The sequence below is a fragment of the Nostoc sp. NOS(2021) genome (genome assembly GCF_017115025.1).
Taxonomy (GTDB): Bacteria; Cyanobacteriota; Cyanobacteriia; order Cyanobacteriales; family Nostocaceae; genus Nostoc.
Genome location: NZ_JABXKM010000034.1, coordinates 34,195 through 57,578, shown reverse-complemented (window position 1 = coordinate 57,578; position 23,384 = coordinate 34,195). Strand labels below are relative to the sequence as shown.

Annotated in this window: 16 protein-coding genes; 9 read left to right on the top strand and 7 right to left on the bottom strand. The window is 41.1% G+C overall.

All coding sequences use genetic code 11. From position 1 onward, the window contains the following. Window positions 1-78: 78 nt before the first annotated feature. From HWQ41_RS03830 to HWQ41_RS03820, 3 genes are all read right to left on the bottom strand, one after another. Complete coding sequence (locus HWQ41_RS03830) at window positions 79-714, bottom strand: YqiA/YcfP family alpha/beta fold hydrolase (RefSeq protein WP_292760116.1); 636 nt, start codon at window positions 712-714, stop codon at window positions 79-81. A 73-nt stretch (window positions 715-787) separates the two neighbouring features. Further along, the gene (gene gor, locus HWQ41_RS03825) at window positions 788-2,164 is read right to left on the bottom strand and encodes a glutathione-disulfide reductase (protein ID WP_292760114.1); all 1,377 of its coding nucleotides are present in this window, start codon (window positions 2,162-2,164) and stop codon (window positions 788-790) included. A 377-nt stretch (window positions 2,165-2,541) separates the two neighbouring features. Then, on the bottom strand, window positions 2,542-3,810 hold the full coding sequence (locus tag HWQ41_RS03820; RefSeq protein ID WP_292760112.1) for a FecR family protein: 1,269 nt from the start codon (window positions 3,808-3,810) through the stop codon (window positions 2,542-2,544). Window positions 3,811-4,373: 563 nt separating this feature from the next. Between HWQ41_RS03820 and HWQ41_RS03815 the strand changes: the two genes are divergently transcribed. Then, complete coding sequence (locus tag HWQ41_RS03815; RefSeq protein WP_292760110.1) at window positions 4,374-5,675, top strand: hypothetical protein; 1,302 nt, start codon at window positions 4,374-4,376, stop codon at window positions 5,673-5,675. Window positions 5,676-5,900: 225 nt separating this feature from the next. Here the strand turns inward: HWQ41_RS03815 and HWQ41_RS03810 are convergent, their stop codons facing one another. After that, entirely contained in the window at window positions 5,901-6,722 is an 822-nt protein-coding gene (locus tag HWQ41_RS03810; protein ID WP_292760109.1) for a sulfurtransferase, read from the bottom strand. A gap of 25 nt (window positions 6,723-6,747) precedes the next feature. Between HWQ41_RS03810 and HWQ41_RS03805 the strand changes: the two genes are divergently transcribed. From HWQ41_RS03805 to HWQ41_RS03790, 4 genes are all read left to right on the top strand, one after another. Further along, a complete protein-coding gene (locus HWQ41_RS03805; protein WP_292760108.1) occupies window positions 6,748-7,671 on the top strand; it encodes an MnmC family methyltransferase in 924 nt (307 codons plus the stop codon). A gap of 735 nt (window positions 7,672-8,406) precedes the next feature. Next, on the top strand, window positions 8,407-9,645 hold the full coding sequence (locus tag HWQ41_RS03800; protein WP_292760106.1) for a two-component system response regulator: 1,239 nt from the start codon (window positions 8,407-8,409) through the stop codon (window positions 9,643-9,645). Window positions 9,646-9,793: 148 nt separating this feature from the next. Then, window positions 9,794-11,164, top strand: coding sequence for a bifunctional UDP-N-acetylglucosamine diphosphorylase/glucosamine-1-phosphate N-acetyltransferase GlmU (gene glmU / locus HWQ41_RS03795; protein WP_292760104.1), 1,371 nt, complete (start codon window positions 9,794-9,796; stop codon window positions 11,162-11,164). 120 nt (window positions 11,165-11,284) lie between these two features. Beyond that, window positions 11,285-11,707: a DUF29 family protein gene (locus HWQ41_RS03790; protein ID WP_292760102.1), complete on the top strand. Its 423-nt coding sequence runs from the start codon at window positions 11,285-11,287 to the stop codon at window positions 11,705-11,707. 213 nt (window positions 11,708-11,920) lie between these two features. Here HWQ41_RS03790 and HWQ41_RS03785 read toward each other — a convergent pair whose 3' ends face one another. Then, window positions 11,921-16,123: an NACHT domain-containing protein gene (locus HWQ41_RS03785; protein ID WP_292760100.1), complete on the bottom strand. Its 4,203-nt coding sequence runs from the start codon at window positions 16,121-16,123 to the stop codon at window positions 11,921-11,923. A 157-nt stretch (window positions 16,124-16,280) separates the two neighbouring features. Between HWQ41_RS03785 and HWQ41_RS03780 the strand changes: the two genes are divergently transcribed. After that, on the top strand, window positions 16,281-16,658 hold the full coding sequence (locus HWQ41_RS03780) for a DUF4258 domain-containing protein (RefSeq protein ID WP_292760098.1): 378 nt from the start codon (window positions 16,281-16,283) through the stop codon (window positions 16,656-16,658). Between the two features lie 110 nt (window positions 16,659-16,768). Here HWQ41_RS03780 and HWQ41_RS03775 read toward each other — a convergent pair whose 3' ends face one another. Both HWQ41_RS03775 and HWQ41_RS03770 read right to left on the bottom strand, forming a co-directional pair. Beyond that, the gene (locus HWQ41_RS03775; RefSeq protein ID WP_292760096.1) at window positions 16,769-17,722 is read right to left on the bottom strand and encodes an isoaspartyl peptidase/L-asparaginase; all 954 of its coding nucleotides are present in this window, start codon (window positions 17,720-17,722) and stop codon (window positions 16,769-16,771) included. After that, window positions 17,722-17,916, bottom strand: a complete 195-nt coding sequence (locus tag HWQ41_RS03770; protein ID WP_289799005.1) for a DUF2256 domain-containing protein — start codon at window positions 17,914-17,916, stop codon at window positions 17,722-17,724. The genes HWQ41_RS03775 and HWQ41_RS03770 overlap by 1 nt, the downstream gene beginning before the upstream one ends. A 713-nt stretch (window positions 17,917-18,629) precedes the next feature. On the opposite strand from HWQ41_RS03770, the gene HWQ41_RS03765 reads away from it, so the two are divergent. The 3 genes from HWQ41_RS03765 to HWQ41_RS03755 all read left to right on the top strand — a co-directional run bounded on the left by HWQ41_RS03765 (window position 18,630) and on the right by HWQ41_RS03755 (window position 22,981). Beyond that, the gene (locus tag HWQ41_RS03765) at window positions 18,630-19,907 is read left to right on the top strand and encodes a DUF4331 domain-containing protein (RefSeq protein ID WP_292760094.1); all 1,278 of its coding nucleotides are present in this window, start codon (window positions 18,630-18,632) and stop codon (window positions 19,905-19,907) included. 5 nt (window positions 19,908-19,912) lie between these two features. After that, a complete protein-coding gene (locus tag HWQ41_RS03760; protein WP_292760092.1) occupies window positions 19,913-21,283 on the top strand; it encodes a tetratricopeptide repeat protein in 1,371 nt (456 codons plus the stop codon). Window positions 21,284-21,493: 210 nt separating this feature from the next. Further along, complete coding sequence (locus HWQ41_RS03755) at window positions 21,494-22,981, top strand: sulfite exporter TauE/SafE family protein (RefSeq protein WP_292760090.1); 1,488 nt, start codon at window positions 21,494-21,496, stop codon at window positions 22,979-22,981. Window positions 22,982-23,384 lie beyond the last annotated feature (403 nt).

Here is a 23,384-nt window from a genome sequence, read left to right as displayed (position 1 = left end):
AGCGCGGTTTTGGGTAAGTTCTATAGGCGCATCTTCAAAAAGAAATGGTATTAGGTGTGAGTTTAATATTTTACAGCTTCAAGGTAATTGGCAAAAGAGGCGAATTGCCTGCCAAATTTCTTCCATAACATTACCCAAGGCGTGGTCACTGTCAAGTTCGACTAATTCCACCCAAGGACGCGAACGCGCAAAATTACGACTGGCTTCAACGGGGATAACTTCATCCTTTTTTCCATGTAAAATCAGGGTGGGGATAGGACGTTGCAAAAGTTCCTCTTGGTATTGGGCGGCATCTGTAACGAAATCGTAACTTAAAGGAATTGATCGCTGCTCCCCATAGTGGTAGACCATGATATATTTTTCTTGCTGCCAACGCTGTACCTCTTCATGGCCTAGCTTGGGGAACCAATGGGATAAAAACCCAAAAGCTGGGGCTAGCAAAACTAAGCGTTGCACTTGTAAATTTTTCTGTCCCAAGTGGGCAGCAGTCAAACCGCCCAAGCTTGAGCCAATCAGCGTTACTGGTGTAGAATCATTGCTGAATTCTGCGGCAACTTGAGTTAGCTGACGAGTGATTGTCAATTGGGAAAAATCACCAGCATTCAAGTCGGGAATTTTCAGCTTTGTCTGAATTTGGGCAAAGCGATCGCCTATATCCCGCGCTTTGGCAGATTTAGGGCTGGAAGCAAAGCCGTGAAGATATATGTAGTGCAAGGGTGTAGATAGTTAGGAGTTAGGAGTGAGGAGTTAAGAATTTCTTTCTTCAACTCATAACTCCTAACTTTTATTACCGCATTGTGACAAATTCCTCTGCGGCTGAGGGATGGATACCCACAGTGGCGTCAAAGTCTTTTTTGGTTGCGCCCATCTTGACTGCGATCGCTACACCTTGAATGATTTCAGCTGCATTTTCACCTACCATGTGAGCGCCTAGCACTTTATCAGTGTTGCTATCAACCACCAACTTCATCATTGTCTTCTCTTGCTTACCAGTCAAACTATGGTACATGGGGCGAAAGCGAGTGTGAAAAATTTTTACGGCATCACCGAGTTTTTCCCGTGCTTCGGCTTCCGTCCAGCCGACTGTAGCGGCTTCTGGGTTAGAAAATATTGCTGTGGGTACAGTTTGGTGACTGAATTCGCGGCGGTTATTGCCGAATTCGCTATCGGCAAAGGCGCGACCTTCGCCAATGGCCACGGGAGTTAAATTGATTCGGTCAGTCACATCACCAACAGCAAAAATATTCGTTTGACTAGTTTGACTATATTCATTGACTGCGATCGCACTTGTGGTAGGATATCCAGGCCCTTCGATAGAACTAGCGACAACATCAACCCCAGCGTTTTTTAAACCTAGTCCATCTACATTGGGAGTTCGACCGGTCGCTACTAAAAACACGTCGGCAATTACTGGTTCTTGGTCGTCCCCTGATAAAGTTAGTTTTAACCCTTCTGGCACAGTTTCAATTGTTTTTACCACATTATTCTTAATCAGTCGAATTCCGTGGTTTGTCATGCCCTCTTCAATTTCTATGCGGACATCTTCATCAAACCCGTTCAAAATCTTTTCACCTCTGGTAATTTGTGTCACCTCAGAACCCAAACCCCGCATAATACAGGCAAATTCCGTGCCAATATAACCAGCGCCAAGAATGACGATGTGTTTTGGTTGTTCTTTTAGATGAAAGATTTCGTTAGAGGTAATGCCATATTCCATCCCTGGCAAATCTGGCTTGACGGGAAACCCACCAACAGCAATTAAAATTTTGTCTGCTGTAACTTTGCGTCCATCAACTTCTACAGTGTGGGGGTCTACCAGTGTGGCGCGGCTAGGAATTAGTTCCACACCCGCTTTTTCTAAAGAGCTTATGTGTAGTTGCGACAGTCGCCGAACTTCCTTATCTATAGATGTAATGAAATATTCCCAGTCCAACTCCACATTACCCACTTTCCAGCCATAGCCGGAAGCGTCACTGAATAGTCCGGGAAAGTGAGAGCCATAGACCATGAGTTTTTTGGGAACGCAACCGCGAATTACACAAGTGCCACCAACTAAATCATATTCAGCGATCGCCACTTTTGCCCCATAGCTAGCCGCCCGTTTGGAAGCCGCCAAACCTCCAGAACCCGCACCAATTACAAATAGGTCGTAATCAAAAGTCATAAATTTATGTATCTCTTTAGCAACAAGTTAGTTCCTGGGAACTTACACAGAGAATGTGATTGAACTATAAAGCATATCCGGTGAACCCTACATAAATCCTATCCTTGATTTAATCTAGCGTCAGCAGATGTTCTCTGGTAAGAGGAATCTTACTATTTGCTTTGACGGCAATAGAGGCAGAAGTTAACACTCATTATAGTTCTGTCTCTGGCGTGAGTATAAATATATGCACCTGCTCCGTTGGAAAAACTAAGTTTATAAAATATTGCTACAAGTCTCAAAGTTCTAGCAAGGTCAGGTAGTTCCCCCTATTTTGAACCTACGGGTTGCTATTCCCGTTTGAGTAGGCGGTCTGCTACTTCGGTTCTGGGAGAGTTTCAGGTAGTTGGACGAGCGACTGGAGTTATTACTGGAGGAGTGACTGGAGTTATTACTGGAGGAATGACTGGAGTAATTACTGGAGGAGTGACTGGAGTAATTACTGGAGGCTCGACTGGAGTAATTACTGGAGGAGTGACTGGAGTAATTACTGGAGGAGTGACTGGAGTAATTACTGGAAGAGTGACTGGAGTAATTACTGGAAGAGTGACTGGAGTAATTACTGGAAGAGTGACTGGAGTAATTACTGGAGGAGTGACTGGAGTAATTACTGGAAGAGTGACTGGAGTAATTACTGGAAGAGTGACTGGAGTAATTACTGGAGGAGTGACTGGAGTAATTACTGGAGAATTTACCGTCCTAATAGCGTTATTTTTCCCAGGACGCTGCTCAGTATTTGACAGGACTTGTCCTGTGTTCTCAAAGGAATTTAATACGGAATTATCTTCAATAGGAACTACTGGGGAATCGTTTGTAATAATGTTGTTGCTAGACGAATTAGAAGGAGTAGTGGTTAACTGTAAAAAAGATGGGTTTTCAACTACTCCCTCACCTACTATTGGCGACTGTGCCTTCAAAGCCCCAGCAGTTTCAGCTTGAACGCTAGCGATCGCTGGGTCGGACGTAGGCGTAAGATTTTGCTTATTCAAATCAAATCCCCGAACCAGATCGCTCGTTTCATAAAAATTTCTCAGATCAAAATCGTATAAGCCTTGAAATTTGCCTTGAACTATAACCATCATCTGTCCTGCTTGCAGCACCTGAGTTTGAGAAGCTTCCTTATTAGAAACTTCAATGCCGCTATTTGTCAGCGCACCCACAATCGTGGTATCGGTTTGTTGGTTGTAGCGTACAAATAATGCTGAACCACGAATTGCTGCTGCTGCACTTGGCGTTTGTATAAGCGTTTGTCCCCTTCCAGGTGGGATAAGCAGTAATGCGGTTCCGTTTGACAGTCTAAAGCTGCGAGTCTTTGGTAAAAATTCAAATATTGCCTGTTCCCCAACTCGTGCCAAAGAGCCGTCGTTAAAGCGCAAGTCTGCTAGGGAAGCTCGACCAGTTGACAACCCATCCCCAGGAATCATTGCATCTGATTTGCGTGCAGGACGCTTTTTCTGTCTATCTCTAGGTATCAGTTGTACCAAGTTGCGGAGGTTCTGAATCTCTGCTCGCGTCAGAGGAGTTATGGCATTTACCCGATTTGGCAAAGGCAGTACTATAACTCCCCATAAAGCAATCACTAATAGTGGGAACGATTTATGAAACATAGTTTGAGAATTTCTAAACTTCAAATAATACTAAAAAAGTTAAATATTTAAGCTGCTGCTAATTGGTAGAGGAAGTTTTTTTAGATAAAATTGTTTGGATTTTAGTTTACATTTAATCTATAAAATAGATAACAAATAAACTATGTGTTTAGTTTATTTAAGTTTTTATTCTGAAACTGACATTGTATGCAATAAAGTCTGTGGCAGATTTCAAAGTTAGTACTTGATATAAACAATTAAATGAGGAGTACCTTACAGATAATCCTTTCTAATCAGTTCAGCCACAGGGTCATAAGTTATGCAGGACAAGAAGTTGTTAGGGATCTGTTATGAAATGACTCACTTGCTGTATTTCACTAAAGTTCAGCAAAAATCTTCTCGGAGCATCTCAGTTTTGCAAAAAAATCTGGGAAAAAATCCGAAAAGCAGCAATTTGAGTTTGTAGTCTCAGTATATACCTACAAAGCTAAAATAGATGCATTCAATTGTATATTCTGAGTCGGAACTTCCGATACAGTTTGTAGGTCTACATTTGCCAAACGCGATCAACGCGATCTAACCAGATGCGACTCAAGAACTGGAAGAATTTGTTTTTTTGTATTTTGTTAGCGTCCAGTGGTGGAAGTTGGTGTTGCATTAGAGTAGATGCGGCAGAATCTGCAAATACAGATATTTGGCGTCCTCAAAATTTAGCAAGCACACAGGTAAATAATCAGCAGTTATGTCAGAAGTTGGAGTCAGAGGCAATTAACTCTTTGTGCAAGCAGTCCAGTGAGTCGCATCCTTTAGACTCCCAGATGCCGTTAAATCTGGCACAGCAAACACGAGAAACAACTCAAGCCCCAGGCACAACCGAAAAACCTGAAGATACTCAAAAGCAAAATGACCCGCCACAGCTAGAATCGCAGCCAAGTAATTTGCCTACATCTCCTCCAGACTCAAAAGAGCAACTATTAAATGCACCTGAGATAAATTACTCCCAAAGGCTAGAGAGGCTAATACAGCTGCTGCGATCGCCAGAACTACCACCTGAGTCTGATAGCGATCGCGAATTGGGGTTGCGTGTGCGGTTACTACCCTTAGAACAGCAGCCACCCCCACCAACACAACAACCCGTAGTTAAGTTTAAACCCATAGGCTCTCTACAAGCCCGTGTAGGCTACTTCCAGACAAATAACATTTTTTCCTCAAATGATAGTCCCATAGATGATGGTTTCATTATTTCTGGACTGACGTTAGCCTCTGCATATTTCCCTTTGGGATCTAAGACTTATTTAAACGGCTCAATTGATGGCAATCTCATTCGTTATATAAATCAGTCACAATATGATTACAACCAGGTGAGATTAAATCTCAGTATTTACCAGCAGCTATCCCAGCGAATGTACGGAGAAATCAGTTGGAGCAATCAACAGTTATTTTATGCCAACAACAGCGATCGCCTGGATAGCTTCAAAGCAGGCGATCGCTTTTTAAATGAGAATTCCCTCGAACTCTCTTTGGGACGGCGAGATCCCTTAACTTCAAGATTAACGCTAGATAGCTTCTACGAATTGAGTGTAAATTTTGCTGACCCCCTAAGTCGTAATCGGATAATCAATTCCTTTTGGGTTTCTCTAAACTACTACTTGCAAAAGCCTCTCCAGGTTGGTATTGACTACCAGGCGAACTTATCGGACTTTACACAGCGCGATCGAGAAGACCAATTTTATCGGCTATTCGGGCACTTAAATTACCGAATATCCGATACCACTAATATGAATGTGCAGGCTGGAGTGAGTTTAGGTAGTTCAACCGACGAAAACATTGATTTTGATGGCTGGTTCTTCAGTATTAATTGCAATTTACAATTAGGTCAGTTTTGATAAAAGTTAGGAGTTAGGATTTTTCCTTTAGTCTAAGAGGATGTTTGAAAAGTCTAATTTATTACTCACCGGGCGACTGGAAGTCGCGGCTACACAGGCAAAACCCACCTCCGTGGGTTAAAAACACTTGATTTTGTATTAGTCCACGGAGGTGGACTTCTCTGCGAGACGCACTCGCGTTCGTTTGTGTAGCCGCGAATTCTATTCGCCCAATACTTCTAGTCGCTATAAATAAGAAATCCAATCACTCCAGCTACCAGCATAAAGTTTACCCTTGCTAATGCCAGCTAATTCTAAAGAAAGTAAATTCACACAAGCAGTAACGCCAGAACCGCAATATACCAAGATTTCCTCGGCTGTTTCTAGCTTTTCCCAGCGACGGCGTTGTTCATCTTGAGGGAGTAGGTAGCCGGAAGAGTCTGTAACTTCTTGCCAGGGATAGTTGACTGCACCGGGAATATGACCAGCAATTTTATCAATTGGCTCTCGTTCACCTCGGTAGCGATCGCTCTCTCTTGAATCTACCAATACTACCTCGTGGCTCTCTTTCCGGCTTTTCACCTCTGTAATATCTACCACCTTTTCTGTTTGTACTTGAGCTACAAACTTACCCATCCGGGGGTGAGGAATAACATTTGTAACAGAATACCCAGCTTTTTGCCATCCAGCAAAGCCTCCATCCAGTACTGCTACTTGCTCATGTCCTAGATAGCGCAACAGCCACCATAGACGAGCCGCAAAGGCAAAGCGCGAATCATCATAAACTACAACTAAACTTTTTTGGTAATTTACCCCAATCGCCGCCAATTTGTTAGCTATATCATTGGGATTAGGTAAAGGATGTCTCCCGCCATGCTTACCCACTGGACTGGAAAGATCCTGATTCAAATCTAGGTAATATGACCCCTCTATATGACTTGTCTGGTACTGTTGTTGTCCTAGTTGTGGATCGCCTAGAGAAAAACGACAATCTACAATAACGACTTGCGGATCTTCGAGATGTTCAAACAGCCAAGCTGGCGAAACAATAAATTGGGGATTGGGCATTAGTCATTATTTAGTTTTTTGTAAAATGTCAGACTTAGAGAATTTTACACCTAAGTTAACAGCAGATGGTTCTTTCACCTTTGTCTCTCAAGAGTTTGGTGAATCCTTTCACAGCCATTATGGAGCTAAACAGGAGAGTTTTTTCAAGTTTGTGGAACCGACTCAACTGGCTACAGCCGCTCAAAAACCAGTCTTGCGACTATTGGATATTTGTTATGGTCTAGGATATAACACAGCTGCTGCTTTGCAAACAATTTGGGCAGTGAATCCTAGTTGTTGTGTTGAAGTAATCGGTTTAGAACTGAATCCATCTGTGCCACAAGCTGCGATCGCTCATCACTTGTTCAACAATTGGAACTGTAACTATATTGAAATTTTGAAAGAGCTAGCTTTTGAGCATCAAGTGCAAACACCTTGCCTGAAAGCGAAGCTACTAATTGGCGATGCTAGAACTACGATAACGCTAGTACATCAGTCGGGTTTCTGGGCAGATGCAATTTTCCTCGATCCTTTTTCACCACCACAGTGTCCTCAATTATGGGCTGTTGAATTTATTAAACAACTGTCATTGTGTTTACATCAAGATGGTTTATTAGCCACCTATTCTTGTTCTGCGGCTGTACGCACAGCACTTTTGTCTGCTGGCTTGATTATCGGTTCTACCCCACCGGTAGGAAGGCGATCGCCTGGTACTGTGGCAGCCCATTCTGGGAGTGCTGAGTTGAAAAACTACTTAGCACTCACTCCCCTCTCGCAAGCTGAAAAAGAACACTTGCTAACCCGTGCTGCTATTCCTTATCGCGATCCTCAATTGAGCGATTCAACCGAAGTCATAGTGATGCGGCGACAACAAGAGCAACAAACCTCTTGGCTGGAACCTACCTCCCGTTGGCGAAAAAGGTGGTTATTGGGAACACAAGGCAGGGATTTTATGGGAACTAGTTTGTAGTTCGGTTGCGATGTCTACGACGGGCTGGGCATTGGTGATTCTTCTCCATGCCCTATGCCCCATTCCCCATACCCAAAAACTCCACCCACTCTTGGGATGGAGTTTTTCATTGTGTTGGGTGTTATAGCAGTTGCCAGGTAGCGGTTGATATCAGCTAATCAGAAAACACTGACACCAAGAGACTTTCAACCCTGTTAAGAGTTCCCTGCTATAAATATGGCTCAAAAGCCTAAATTTTCATAGTACATATGTATGATACGTAAGTCCTATTACTTTCCAGATACTCAGGCAAGAGTTTTAACAAACCAAATAGTTTAATTATGTGGTAGTATTCAATATTACATGCCCCTTGACAGTAATTAAGTATTGCTATAACTGAGTAAGTAAAAACATGTATACCTAATGATTACCATAAAGGTTTGAAACTCAAAACCCGATATCTCGATATAAAGAAAGTAATTATAACGCTTTCTAGGGCCGCTAGGTTAAAAAATCTCCGTAAAAAACCTGATTTAACATTTGTGAAAATTCATCATACTGGAATTAGAAGCAAAAAATTTGACAACAAGATACACGTTGTTCGTAACATAAAAAATACATGCTGCGAAAAAGTCAGATAGACCGCTTAACATTATGCATAATCCCTATGGAAACTCTGGCTCAGATACAGTCGAATATTAAATTTGTTTTGGACATCTGACCCTATTAACTTGTGCAAAAACTTGGAGTGCCTTTGTGATTCAATGGAAATCCAACCATACAGGCTTTACAGAACAAATTCTTAGTGAGTCAAACCCTATTAGCAGAGTGAAAAGTATCGGTTCAAATCATGCCATAGGATCGCAAAATTCCGAGGGTTATTCTTTAGGCTTATCCCAAGAAGACTTTATGCTTGAAGATAGGCAAGCAGCGTATTCTTGGATAAAAGCTGATGTTAATTGTGGTGATCATTCATTGGTCTCTAGAACACTACAAGCCAAAGGTTATAAAGTGAATGGGTTTGATTTAGATCAGCCGAAGGTTTTAGTTGTTGACGATCATGCCGCCAGTCGCATGACTGCTGTTGCCCTCTTGGGGATGGAAGGATACGAAGTGATTGAGGCGGACAGGGGTTCAATTGTTGTCGGATTGGTAACTCAAAAACAACCAGATTTGATTTTGCTGGATGTGATGATGCCAGGAATGGATGGATTTGAAGTGTGCCAATTGCTCAAGCAGGATGAGCAGACTAGACTAATCCCAGTGATTTTTATTACCGCGTTAAATGACAGGCGATCGCGCATTCGGGGAATTGAAGTTGGGGCTGATGATTTTCTCACCAAACCCTTTGATCGTGTGGAACTGGCGGCACGTGTAAAGTCCTTGGTGCGGCAGAAGCGTCTGAACGAAGATTTAGACCATGCCGAACAAGTACTATTTTCCATTGCCATGTCGATTGAAAGTCGCGATCCCAATACAGGTGACCATTGTGAACGCCTGGTAAAACTGGGACAAGTTTTTGGTGAATACCTCAACCTCTCACGCTACCAAATTCGAGATTTGATGTGGGCTGGTTATCTCCACGATATTGGCAAGGTGGGTATTCCCGATGCAGTGCTGCTGAAAAAAGGCGAACTCACCCCCGAAGATTGGCAGATCATGCAGCAGCACGTTTTGATTGGGGAAAAAATCTGCCAGCCACTACGCAGTATGCGGGGTGTAATTCCCATTATTCGTCATCATCACGAACGCTGGGATGGCTCAGGCTACCTTGATAGACTCAAGGGGGATGATATTCCCTACCTGGCGCAAGTATTTCAGTTAATTGATATTTATGATGCTTTGACCAGCGAACGACCTTACAAAAGAGCTTTTACTTCAGCAGAAGCACTTTCAGTAATGCAACAAGAAGCTGATTCCGGTTGGCGTAATCCCAAACTAATGCAGCAGTTTGCAGAGTTTATTCGCTTCTGTCAGAAAAAAGAGAGGGAGTAGGGAGTAGGGAATAATAATTTGTAGCTGCTGTAATAACGCTAATTGGTATTATATTTCAGTCTTCTATGATTAGCTGGTATGATTTGAGCCTAGATTTTAAAGTACCAACAGCATTAATCACAATTTCACTGATAGCTGATAGCTAATTATGGTAGTTGTAGCAATTCTAGCGGCGGGACGCGGCACACGGATGAAATCACGCTTACCTAAGGTTTTACATTCTTTGGGTGGGCGATCGCTAGTAGAGAGAGTTCTCGAAAGTGTAGAACCACTTTCGCCCTCACGGCGAATCGTGATTGTGGGATATCAGTCCGAGGAAGTGCAAGCCGCTATGCATTCAATTCCCAGTTTGGAGTTTGTCGAACAGACTGTGCAACTGGGGACAGGTCATGCCATCCAGCAATTACTTCCTCACTTGGAAGACTACACTGGGGATTTGCTGATACTTAACGGCGATTTACCGTTGATACGCAGCGAAACCCTCAAGCAGATGTTACAAACTCACGCCCAAAATCAAAACGCCGCCACTATTCTCACCTCGCACCTACCCGACCCCACAGGCTACGGGCGCGTTTTTTGTAACGATGAAAATTTTGTGCAGCAAATGGTCGAACATAAGGATTGTACTGCTGCTCAAAGACAAAATCACCGGATTAACGCTGGAGTTTACTGCTTCCGTTGGCCAGATTTGGCAAAGGTGCTGCCCCATCTACAGGCAAATAATGTCCAAAAAGAATACTATCTTACTGATGCCGTCACTCAGGTGGGACAAGTGATGGCAGTGAATGTGGAAGATTATCAAGAAATTCTCGGTATCAACGATCGCCTGCAACTGGCAACAGCATCTGAAATTTTGCAAAGGCGAGTCAAGGAAAAATGGATGCTGGCGGGTGTCACTCTCATCGATCCCACAAGTATCACCATTGATGAAACAGTGGAATTACAGCCGGATGTAATTATTGAACCCCAAACTCACCTACGGGGAAATACGGTGATTAAAACCGGAAGTCACATTGGGCCGGGGAGTTTAATTGAAAATAGCCAGTTGAGTGAAAATGTCACCGTACAGTATTCAGTAGTAATAAATAGCACAGTGCAAGCTGGCAGCCGAATTGGGCCTTATGCCCATTTGCGCGGTCAGGTACAAGTGGGTGCTGGTTGCCGTGTGGGGAATTTTGTAGAATTGAAAAATACTCAGTTAGGCGATCGCACGAATGCAGCACATTTGTCGTACATAGGTGATAGCGTTGTCGGTAATCAGGTGAATATTGGTGCCGGTACAATTACTGCCAATTATGACGGCGTGAAGAAACATCGTACCAAAATAGGCGATCGGACAAAAACTGGTGCCAATAGCGTTTTAGTGGCTCCAATTACCTTGGGTGATGATGTCTACATCGCAGCTGGTTCGACGATCACAGAAGATGTTCCTAATGATTCTCTAGCGATCGGCCGTAGTCGTCAAGTGGTGAAACCAGCTTGGCGGAGGAAAAGTGTTGAAAATGAAACTAGAGATTAACATAAATAATTCATCGGTGTTAATCACGATTCATCTGTGGTTTTAGACCATAAACCAGGATTTTTGCAAGATATCTAATCTAGTTAGATTAGTAGTGAAGCCAAAATCTCAAAACATAATATGGAAGAACTGCTAGAAATTAGGCAACTTCTAGAACAAGGCAAAATCCATGAGGCGCTGCTGTTGGTGGATGAGTTAGAAGAAATGAGCCTCAGTGACAAAATCAATAAAATTGATAGTTATGGTGTGATTCTTCTCATCCATTTAATTAAACAAAAGGCTGAAAAACGTTCTACTCGCTCTTGGGATGTTTCGATAGAAAATACGGTGCGTGAAATCAACAAAATAAACAAGCGCCGCAAATCCGGTGGTTTTTACTTGAATCAAGCAGAATTAATGGATATTCTGCAACAAGGATATCAAGTGGCACTGAAAAGAGCGGCGCTAGAAACTTTTGAGGGGCGTTATGAAACCGAAGAATTAGCCGCAATGGTTGACGAACAAGAAATCTTAACTCAGGCGCTAAAATTGATTCAAAAATAACCCTGGGCTAGACGATTTTGACAAAAGTGAGATGCTCCCAACCCAACTAAGCGTTCCCATGTTTGTTGTTTGCGCTAACACTGAATATTCAAAAAAAACAATAAGTAGGAAGGCACAATTAAATATAAGATAAAACCTCACCCTCAATCCCTCTCCTTGGTAAGGAGAGGGAAGCCGGAGGCAGAGTGAGGTTTTATATTTAATTTGACCCACTTACTTACGCAAGAACGCTGTCTCATTAATCCAGCTTTGAATAGCATTGAGTAAATTTGGCTGGTTAGGTGGAAAACCTTTCAATGGTGGGTCTAATGGTTGATCAGTGATAAAGGCGATATGTAATACATCTCTTAATTTATCGCAGAAGGTAATAATTATTTGATTTGGTTTGCAGTTATTGATAATTAAAGCTATGTTTTGTGTTTGCAGTTGCTTTTTAATTTGGGGGATAATTCGTTTTAGTTGAGGCGCGTTATTAACTTCGGGAATTTCTGAATTTTCGGTAAAAGCTGTGAGATAAATTTGGTTACAAATTTCTTGGCATATTGCGCTTGTATCGGTTTCATCTTGCAATGATTTTAAGTTGATGACAAGCGGATGAGTTTTATCTGTGGGTTGGAGTTGAGAAAGGATGGAATGAATATCTGTAAATTGGGTTTCTAAGTTTTGAAGTGGGGATGATTCACCATACCAAGCGCGATAAAAATCAGGATAACTCATATTTTCGGCGCAGTGCCAAAGAAGATATGAGTAATCATCATTATCTTCATCTTTGCCGATAAAGTTATCTTTTAATCCTGCTACTGCTACTGCAAATAGCCTACCTTGCATAACTTGTAGTAAACTCTTACGAATCAACCGATAATTATCGCTTTCGTTAGGATTTTTCATCAAATTAATTAAAGTGTTTACAACATCCAAATTTCCAACACCGATTTTGCTCAAACTCTTAATACCTACAATCTTTATCTCATTATCATTAGTATGACTGATGATATTAATTAAGGTATTAATAGCATTTAAATTTTGATTAGCAATTGTTCCTAGTTCTTTAACGGCTAAATAAGCGATACAATCAGATATAGCTTCATAGATAATGCCTTCATTCTTAGTAGTGTTTAATATCTCCTTCAATATTTTAACTATTTCTAATTGATAGTTTTCATTGCTTACTTCTCGTAATAGTCGAATTATAAGTTTACTTGTATTAACATCTTGGCAGTTACGTAATACATTAATAAAATTATTAATGCTTTCTGGGTATTCTCTCAGAAAATCAATGAATGCCTCTTCTGTAAAATATTGCGCTGAATTATCTTGGTTTTTATACCTGCCAAGCAAAAAAATAAGTGCTTCTTGATTATTAGGTTCAAGTTCTAAAATACGCCAAGCTACATTTTCACGTAAAAAAATATATTGACTATTTTGAAAAATATCATCTAAAACAATACGTGCATCATTACATTGATACGCCATTTTAGCCAAGCAGCTTATTACTTTTTCAGGAGTAACTTTAGAAAGAAAGTTGGAAATTGATTCAGCGTCAGAAAGAAAGTTGGAAAGTGATTTAGCGTCTAGGCGAATGTTTTGTTGAGGCTCGTTTATTTTCCTATCGTCAAGTAACCGTACAAGAGTATTTATAATTTCATGATTATCAGTGTTAGTTTCAACTAATGCTGAGGCTATTCGCAAGGTCATTTTATCATCCTTGATCTTTGGTAGCGATTTATTTAAGATATTGATAGCAATATGATTTTCTGGTTCAATTTTTAGCAAATATTCTGCAATACAGCAGTGACGATAATCATCAATAAAATGATTATCAAGCAATTTTTCATTCAGAAAATCGATTAATTCTTGTTTATTAGCTTTAACTTTATCTATACTTGTGACTAATTTCAAACAAAAATCATGATCAAAATTAACATTATCCCATTCTTTTTTGAATATATTGATTAACAAATTGATTATATTCTGATTATTAGGAGCAATTCTTGTCAATGTTTCTGTTAATGTATTAAATAGTTTTGCTATTTTTAGTGTATTTTCATCTAATTGCACTAACTCATTTAACCTGTCTTCTTCTGCATTATATGCATTTAATTTTTCCAGCATGGTATCTACATCATTAGGCATCAAAGAACTATCATACTTTATATGATGATCAGTATTCTGCTGGCTAACTTGATTTTCCTTTATTTGTTTTTTAATTTGTTCTATTCTCCGTTTATCAATAATAGAATTGTAGCTTTTAATAAGCATTTCTGACAATTTATTAATTATATCTGGGTTGCTTGTCATAATTTCATCATAGGGCAATGTTTTAGGATTGTCATAATCATCATTAGACCAATATTCAGCTTCTTTGATCCAGTGTATGATCTGATTAATTACAAAATCATTGTTATGATCAACTTTATTTAAAGTCCAAAAAATGTCAGAAGATAATTCTGAAAATATGTTTTTATCCATATATTCTTTAGCATATAGCAATATTTCTCGTTCATTCAAAAGAGCATAAACTAGATGAGAAGCATTAGTTAGGTTAAGAACTTCTTTTGCACGTTTAACTATAAATAAAGGTGATTTTTCCCATCTTTGATTGTTGGCATCAAAATATCCAAAACTGTATTCAACTATGTTCTTAACTATTTCATGACTGCGACTGAAATTAGGAAACTCAACTATTAGTAAAGCTCCCAAAAAATCAGGTTGTTCATAGTAAAAGTAAGAAAATTCACAATCATTCGATAAATCTATCAATGTGCTGAGAAAAGATTCTTTTTGCTCTTTTTCAACATTTTTACGTCCAATCCACAGTAACATTACTTCCTTCCACTGCGGTTCAAAAATCCGATAAATACCCTCTTCTGGATTATTTGGAACATGATTCAAAAAATAATGCCAATCATCAATTATCAAAGCTGCAAAATATTCCTGAAAGTTAGGATGGAAAAACGCATAAACATCTTCATCATTTACAGCATCTCTGTCTACTTGATTCAACCAACCTAAATCATAGGCTAATTTGAATAACTTCTCACCCATTTCCTCAACCGCTAAACTTCGCTTTAATCTAAATTTTAAATCGCTATTAATTCCAGCTAAAGCTAATTTACCTAAAGCTTGGTGCAATTCCTTCTTTAATTGATATGAATTAATAACATCAGGCACTAATTCTGGTTTCCATTCATAAAAATAACGAGTGAATATTTCATAAAATTCAGCTTTAGTTTCTGGTAATTCTCCCTCTTCATTTTGATAAAAAATTTGACATAATAAAGATAATCTCAAAGGATTGATAACTAATTCAGGAATCCGCTCTTTTCCAGGTTCTATTAATTTTGCTTTTAGTTCTTCACCTTGCTGTATACTCTCAGCGCATTTAAACCATTTATCAATAAATTCATTAACTTGTTCTGGTTGAAATTCCTGGGTTTTATAGGTATCGAAACTAGGCAATATATTATTATTTAGACTGGCATCCCAAACATTTAACCGACAAGTCAAAACTACCCGTGCTTGTCCTAAGCAGTTTGTCAATTCTCTAGAAATTTTATTTAACGCTTCTACAGGTGAAGATTCCCCCATTTCATCTACACCATCTAACAATAACCAAACACCACTTTGATAAAAGCGTGTGATTAACTGATTTTCTATTTCTGAACTAGGAATAAATTGAGGATTAACCAATCTCATTGCATCTGGAAGCCATTTTTTGAGTAAATAATCCTCTAAGGTCATGCCTTGCAAGCTACCGAGAGATATAAAGATGGGTAGGTGTTGCGTATTGTCTTTGATGTGTGAAGCGATCGCACTCAGTAAAGTAGTCTTCCCTGCTCCCGGTTCCCCAACTATAGCAACGTGCTTGTTTTTTCGAGCAGAACGTTGACTTATTACCTCTTCCAGAAAATCATTATGTTCGTAGGTTTTGGTAATGACTTCCTTTTCTAGCTGATAAACCTGTCCTCTCTCAACATTCTCATCCCGCCGTTGTTGCTGTTTGCGTTCCACCAAACCCAGTGGCACATGAACATTTACTTCAAATCCCATTTCTGAGGCTTTGCGTCTGATGCGTTGCTGTTCTTGCTGGTTGTCTAGCATTCTGTGGCAAACTTCCCACCAGTCAATTTCTAAATTGCCAGTATCCTGATTCCATTCTTTCGGTGAAATAACTTCTAATGGGTCTAAATTCAAAGCACCAGTAATCCAAATTACATGAGGTTTACTAATTGATTCTCCTTTCAGGAACCGTTTGACTGTACTGAGACTTGAGCCAGACTTATTTACTAGGTCTTCTTGTGTCCAACCTTTTGTGTATGGATCTCTGTCCTTTTCTAGTTCAGCCATTCTGTTGATGACTTTCTGTAATCCTTCAGGCGTGACTCGAATACTACCGGATGTATGTGCTGTAGTCATGGGTAACAGGTGATATTTAGGACAACTAACAGCATCATAGTCAATTAAAAATAAAATGAACAGTTCAGAATAGTTCACTTCAATCTGAACTGTTCTGCTCTGGATTATTAGTTGCAATCTAGATATTCTCGAATCATCAACCTAAAGACAAAGCATTATGAATACTCACAAAAAACTAAATCAGATATTCCAGAGTGATGAAAATAAAAACAAACTTGGCACACTCAAAGTCAAAACCAATCCTAAAGACCATAACCATACAGAAAGACGTAAACAACAACGAGCAATTAATGAAACGATGATGAACATTGCTCTTTTATATGGTGAGAAAGACTTTCATTGTCGAGATATTAGGTTTACCCTACTCGATAAAAATTTGCGTAATACTGTTTATGCCCCATTTATAGATGAGCTTCGCGGGTTACGAGTTATATGTAAAATAGGACTTCCTACCCCAGAAATTATTACAGTTTACTGGCACAACAAAACAAAACGAAAAGTTCGCAGATCAGCACATCAATTTTTGAATATTTAGGATAATGAATCAACGTCAGGACTTACGCAAAAAGCCAGTGAAAGCCTTGATTTACCGTAGGGGCAATTCATGAATTGCCCCTACATTTCGTACTTGATGCGTAAGTCCTATCAACAATAGCCAATCAATTCACTATCATTCCATTCCAAGGTGTCGCCAATTTTTTCGCCATTGTGGTAGGCGGCGAGTAAGATTTCGCTGGTTTTCCCCCAAGCGATCGCTCCACTGACATCTAAGGCGATCGCTCCCAAATCCCGTTTGTTCTGGTGCGCTTCCCCAAACGATCGCTGCATGGCATCCTTCAGCGACATCCCATCAGTGACACGCACTACAATCCGTGGGGCTAAACACTCATCAATGATATCTTCGCCAATTCCAGTACAGCTCACACCAGCATTACTAGTAGCATAATTACCTGCTGGCATCGCCGAATCACTTACCCGCCCAATCCGCTCAAATCCCTTACCACCAGTAGAAGTGCCAGCAGCTAGCCTACCGTAGGCATCTAAAGCTACTACGCCGATGGTACCGCGTCCCGCATTGCTGCTTTCTATCAGTTCAGGTTCTGCTACCACGCCAGCCATTGTGCTTTTAAAGTTATCCTGGCGCTCTTGTATCCACTCTTGTAACCGCAAATCAGTTAAAGCGTTATAGCTGGGAATTTGCATTTCCCGCGCCAACTCAGCCGATCCTAAATCCGATAGCACTCGGTCTGGTGAGTTTTGTAAAAATTGCGCTAAATCAATCGGATTTTTCACGCGCGAGATATTAATCACACCACTAAATCGCCCTGATGCACCATCCATCAGGGAAGCACTCATGCGGATTTGCCCATCAGATTGCAATACTGAACCAGTACCGGCATTAAAGCGGGGGTTATCTTCGAGCATTTGGCAACCCTGCACCACCGCCTCAGAGGCAGTTGCTCCTGACAATAGCAGAGAATAGATTTCTTCTACTACTATATAGAGCGATCGGCGCACCGCTTCCAATCCTCCTTTACCGTGGAGAGAACTACCAGCCCCGCCATGAATAATTAATTTAGGTTGCACCTGTGACTCCATTAATCCCTTGCGCTATTTGCGTCTGTGTCGCGGTTAGTTTCATTTTGAGCTTCAGAACGGCGACGACGACAACGTTCTGAGCAGTATTTCACATCGTCCCAGCAATCTTGCCACTTTTTACGCCATGTGAAAGGACGTTGACATACCGGACAGATTTTTGTAGGTAGGTCAGATTTAGAACGAACACGTCCCATATAATTACTGTCTATACGATAATTTGATTTCTGAGAGAGATGGAAGACAATTATAATCCAGTTTGCCACGAAGGGAGGATACTTTCAGCGAACAAATATAATGTCAATCTATCTTTAGAGTTATTTTTTAGCTACTTGGCTGGGAATACAAAACTATGGACAGATGGTTCAACTCTTAAGTAAGTTAGGACTTACGCAAAACTAGACGCTGTAGGGGCAATTCATGAATTGCCCCTACCTAAAAATAAGGGTTTCAGCTATTGTTTGCGTAAGTCCTGTAAGTCTGTAAATTTGTAAGTAGGTAGGTACGAATAAACCTAACTATGCAACGAAATGTCAACTTGCTGAAATCATTGCGATCGCAACTCTACCAGATGCTACACGTAGCTTGTTTCTCGGTAGGAGTAAGTTTCACTCGCTTGTAAGTAATAGAAAAGTAGTATGCGGACTACTAAATAGCAATTGGTGGACAACACGGCTGAAATACCCAAATCCTATCTAGTGCTTATGTATTACATAAGTCTTCAAACCTTAAACTATAAAGAAGTGAGCAAGTTTTGCTCTGTTAAGTGAGTAGTAGGAGCCAATAAGCTGTGAGGCACTTCAGTAATAACCGCAATCTTTTTTGAAATCTGAATCAACTTGCTATCAACTTGCTATTTCCACGTACACACATACAATAGTAGAGACAAAACACCTCAAGAAGGGCAACTATGAGAATAAATGCTCGGAGTTTCACCTCTTTTATACCAACTGAAGTCTGGGTACTTATAGATAAACTAGTGCAAAATATGGCGGCATTTTTTCCGCTCAAGCGATCGCTATATTGGACTAGAGCTACTCGTTTTTTTCGTACCCTAGTGGCAATTATTGCTATTTTGCTCGTAGTCCTAATTTATGCAACCCCTAAAGCTTTGGCTTCAGACCACCAGGACACAACTTTTCTTGCGACTAAGCTCACTGCTGCGGATCTCACAGATTTGTATGTGTTTGAGAGTCCGGCAGACCCCAACAATGCTGTCCTGATCATGGATTTCGACCCTCTGATCGTTTCTGGTGAAATCAGACCATTCGATCCAAATGTTATTTATCAGTTCAAGATTGATAACACTGGCGACAGTATTGAAGATGTCGTACTCCAATTCAATATAAATCGCACACGCTTACAACAAACTGTTACAGTCCGCGGCCCAAGTCGTCCAATCATAGCAGGAACAGACTCAGCTTTGCTTCCAGTAAGTTTGACAGGGCAACTTAACCAAACATTCTCCGCATCTAACGGCATAAAGTTCTTTGTTGGCACACGCAAAGACCCGTTCTTTTTCGATCTAGAACAGTTCTTCAAAATCATCCCGGATCGGAACTATAGTCTTCAGCCTAATCCCAGTCCTCCCTTCCAAGTTCTTTCCTTTAGACCACCTGGACAAGCACAAGACACCCTAGCTCCATTCAATGTCCACTCAATTATTGTTGAGCTACCCAGGAAACTGCTTGGTAGTGGCAAGATTGGTGTTTGGATGACAACTAGTGTTAAAAGTCCTAGACTCAGAGATCGGAATTTTGCTCAGATTGAGCGGTTAGCAGTTCCAGCCCTGAATGAACTTTTTATGGACTTTAAAGCTCATAATAATAGTAATCTTCAGACACCAACGCAAGACGCTAGCAATCAATCCCAATTCATTCAAGCCTTTGTCAACGCGATCGGTAGACCTCAAGGGATAGCCAATGCAGTGATCTCAGTGGCGATTCCTGATGTTATCCAAGCTGACCTTTCCAAACCTAGCGGTAGTTATTTTGGTACTCAGTTAGGCAACAACTTTGGTGGTAGAAGACCAAAAGATGACGTAATTGATGTAACAGCATCTGTTGTTTTTGGTAATGCAGTTACAGGGATTACTACAGGGGAAATTCCGGGGCTGACTACGGATAATGTTGGGCCTAATAATGCTAACTTTCTTTCTGACTTCCCTTATTTAGGTAATCCTTTGTAGGGTTTATGCATCTACGAATACTATGGGTGTTAGCGCTGACTAGCCTACTGGTTTTACTAAGACCCTCTGATATAGAAGCGCTAAGTTTAGGCTACACCAATGGTAAGTCAGGTATATATTCCTCTACCGTGCAACTGCTGACTGTTAATTCCAGGCAGATATTACCAGTTCAGCAGTCAGATTTAGTCTTCCCCGATTATTTACAGCGATCGCATATTATCAGCGTCTATGAGGAGAAAGTTGCCCAATCTCCTAATTCCCCAATATTTTTACGTCTGTTGGCCGATCAATATTTGAGGCGCTTTCGAGAAGTGGCAGATGTGGAAGATGTGTTACGAGCAGAACAAGCGGCACGTAGATCCCTGGCACTACAGCCGCGCCATAATGAGGTTTCTTCTATGCTCCTAGCATCAGCTTTACTATCTCAACATCAGTTTCGATCAGCTTTAGATGTGTTAAATAATTCATCTCTTGATAATCCCAATATTGTCTCACTGAAGGCATCGATTCAGATGGAGTTGGGTAACTATGAAGCAACTCATCAACTCTTGCAGAACCTTGCTGAGGAAGAATCGAACTCTGGTCATAACGTAGTTGTCGCCCGTTACTTAGAGTTAACTGGCAATCTCGCCTCGGCACGGCAACTACTTGATGAGGCTATGCAGGAGATGGACTCTTTCTACACGATGAGCGCCGAAACTCGTGCTTGGTTTCATGTGCGGACTGGGGATCTGGCTTTTGCAGTCGGGGATTTTGCCCTGTCTGAGCAGCGATATCGGGAAGCTTTTGACCTCTTCCCACGGCATATAGCTGCGTTTACAGGATTAGCCCGCCTCTATGCGGCACAGCATCGCTGGCAGGATGTTCTAAATATCGCAAACCAGGGTATAGAACTGATGCCACAGGTAGAAACGCTGGGGTATAAGGCTGATGCTCAACTAGCTTTGGGAGACGAAAAAAGTGCAACTGAAACTGAAGATTTGATCGGGGTAGTAGCTTACCTGAGCAAAGTTAAAGGAATCTACGATCGCGCTTTAGCAGTCTACTACACCGAACACGGAATTCATTTAACAGAGGCTCTACAGATTGCCCGTAGTGAAGTAGCAGTGCGAGATGATGTATATGCAGAGGATACTTTAGCTTGGGCAGCTGCGGCTAATGGGCAATGGCAAGAAGCGCAAAGGGCAGCACAACGGGCGACTCGCTTTGGGACAGAGGATGCTTTGCTGCAATTCCATGCTGGCATGATTGCACTTCACTTAGGTAATCGTGAAGAAGCAATAAAGCGACTAACTCAAGCTGTTAGCCTCAACCCTCAATTTCATCACAAGTATGCTGATGAAGCTCGTCAAGCAATTTTGGATTTTGGATTTTAGATTTTAGATTGAAGAAAAGCCGATTTTAGGTCAATACAGTTCAGTTAAGGATTTCTTCCTTCTCTTTCTTCTCTTCCTTTGCGTCCAACTCTTGGAGACGCTACGCGAACGCGGTTCGTTAAAAAAATTGACTTTGACAAAGAGTTAAGCCTTAACCCAAGCGTATTGGATTTTAGGTTTATGCCGGACTAAGGTCTTTTGGAGGTTTAGATGAAAAAGCTGCTACATTGCTTCGCTTGGAGTACTGCAATCATCGCAATATGTTTATTTTGGATGCCGAGGGCAAATGCCCATCCTTTAGGTAATTTCACCATCAATCACTACGCAGGAGTACAGGTAGCAACCGATGGTGTGGGGATTGATTATGTTCTAGACATGGCAGAGATTCCTGCTTTTCAGGAGATTAATCACTTAGATACTAATCGCGATCGCAAAGCTGAACCTATAGAGACGGTTCAATACCCTAACCAAAAATGCCAGGAAGTCAACTCACACCTGGAAGTGTTGATCAATAAACAGCCTTTAGCACTGTCTTTGATCAAATCAACAGTCGAATTTCCTCCAGGTGTAGGAGGATTATCTACACTGCGGCTGAGTTGTAATTTTCAGGGGACAACGGAGTTAGTAGGCGCGAATGAGTTAATATTTGAAGATCAGTTTTATCCCCAGCGTTTAGGCTGGCGTGAAATTACTGTGGCTGCAAATGGCGTTCCTATTCAAGGTGATTTCACCTCTTTGAGTATTAGCAACCGTTTGAGAGATTACCCTACTAAGTTACTTAGCAGTCCTCTCGACCAGCGTCGGATCTCCTTTAAACTCAATCCGTCTCTGATATCAAGTGAACAAGCGCCTTCAGCGTCTGTTAAATCATCCAGCCGCTCAGATAATGCTTTGACAGGAAGAAGTAATGATGTCTTTACTAACCTAATTACCCAGGAAAATCATAATTTCTTGACTATCCTAATAGCTCTAGCGATCGCCTTTTTCTGGGGTGGTTTACACGCTTTGTCCCCTGGTCATGGGAAAACGCTAGTCGGTGCTTATTTGGTGGGTTCCCGTAGTAATGCCCAACAAGCCCTATTTTTGGGGCTGATTATAACGATTACCCATACTGCTGGCATATTTGCTCTAGGGCTGGTTACTCTTGGCACATCCCAATTTATTTTGACAGAGCAATTGTACCCTTGGTTAAGCGTAATCTCTGGGGTACTGGTAACTGTAATTGGTCTGAATTTGTTTATCAGTCGATTGCAGGGGACTCAGGTTTCTCATTCACATGACCATGTACATAGTCATCAACACAGCCATGACTCGCATCATCACCACAACCATCTACACCATGAGCATTCGCATCTACCGCCTGACGGTGATGTAACTTCTATGAAGTGGTCTAGCCTACTAGCGCTGGGAGTATCGGGCGGCTTATTACCTTGTCCTTCAGCCTTAGTAGTGTTGCTGAGTGCGATCGCGCTGGGACGAATTGGCTTTGGATTAGCGTTGGTATCGGCCTTTAGCTTAGGTCTAGCAGCAGTATTAACTGGAATCGGGTTAATGCTAGTCTACGCCAAGGATCGGTTTGAGCATTTACCATTCCAGATACCCAGGATAAAAATGTTACCAGTGGCAAGCGCCTTCTGTATCACCCTAATTGGCTTAGGTATTACTTCCCAGGCTTTGCTAGCTCATCCCTGGAACTAGATGAAAGTGCAATCATACAAAGCACTCAGTTTTGTCAAATAACCCTGAACAACTAGATGTCAGAAAATCTTATTTCGAGGAAAATATGAAACGATTTATCTTCATCTCTTTAATAACTGCTTTGTGCATAATCGGCTACTTTGAAATTAGCTTGTCACAGGCTGAAAAACTTTTTTGGCTCAATTTGAGTCTTTGAAAGCCTGCTCACGAAATCATTTTACACTCCGCACTCAGAATTTTTGCTGATTAGTACATTCGTCGGGGCGTATTGCAATACGCCCCGACGATGGGATATTTTTTTAATTTAAGTTCTGCAAAATGGATGGTTCGCGTTTCTCGCCATACCATAAAGCAATACAGTTCAGTTAAGCATTTCTTCCTTCTCTTCCTTCTCTTCCTTCTC

Bases quoted from the DNA above. Each gene is read 5' to 3' on its own strand.
- gor (WP_292760114.1), bottom strand. From the start codon at position 2,164: ATGACTTTTGATTACGACCTATTTGTAATTGGTGCGGGTTCTGGAGGT.
- HWQ41_RS03820 (WP_292760112.1), bottom strand. From the start codon at position 3,810: ATGTTTCATAAATCGTTCCCACTATTAGTGATTGCTTTATGGGGAGTT.
- HWQ41_RS03815 (WP_292760110.1), top strand. From the start codon at position 4,374: ATGCGACTCAAGAACTGGAAGAATTTGTTTTTTTGTATTTTGTTAGCG.
- HWQ41_RS03810 (WP_292760109.1), bottom strand. From the start codon at position 6,722: ATGCCCAATCCCCAATTTATTGTTTCGCCAGCTTGGCTGTTTGAACAT.
- HWQ41_RS03805 (WP_292760108.1), top strand. From the start codon at position 6,748: ATGTCAGACTTAGAGAATTTTACACCTAAGTTAACAGCAGATGGTTCT.
- glmU (WP_292760104.1), top strand. From the start codon at position 9,794: ATGGTAGTTGTAGCAATTCTAGCGGCGGGACGCGGCACACGGATGAAA.
- HWQ41_RS03790 (WP_292760102.1), top strand. From the start codon at position 11,285: ATGGAAGAACTGCTAGAAATTAGGCAACTTCTAGAACAAGGCAAAATC.
- HWQ41_RS03785 (WP_292760100.1), bottom strand. From the start codon at position 16,123: ATGACTACAGCACATACATCCGGTAGTATTCGAGTCACGCCTGAAGGA.
- HWQ41_RS03780 (WP_292760098.1), top strand. From the start codon at position 16,281: ATGAATACTCACAAAAAACTAAATCAGATATTCCAGAGTGATGAAAAT.
- HWQ41_RS03775 (WP_292760096.1), bottom strand. From the start codon at position 17,722: ATGGAGTCACAGGTGCAACCTAAATTAATTATTCATGGCGGGGCTGGT.
- HWQ41_RS03770 (WP_289799005.1), bottom strand. From the start codon at position 17,916: ATGGGACGTGTTCGTTCTAAATCTGACCTACCTACAAAAATCTGTCCG.
- HWQ41_RS03765 (WP_292760094.1), top strand. From the start codon at position 18,630: ATGAGAATAAATGCTCGGAGTTTCACCTCTTTTATACCAACTGAAGTC.
- HWQ41_RS03760 (WP_292760092.1), top strand. From the start codon at position 19,913: ATGCATCTACGAATACTATGGGTGTTAGCGCTGACTAGCCTACTGGTT.
- HWQ41_RS03755 (WP_292760090.1), top strand. From the start codon at position 21,494: ATGAAAAAGCTGCTACATTGCTTCGCTTGGAGTACTGCAATCATCGCA.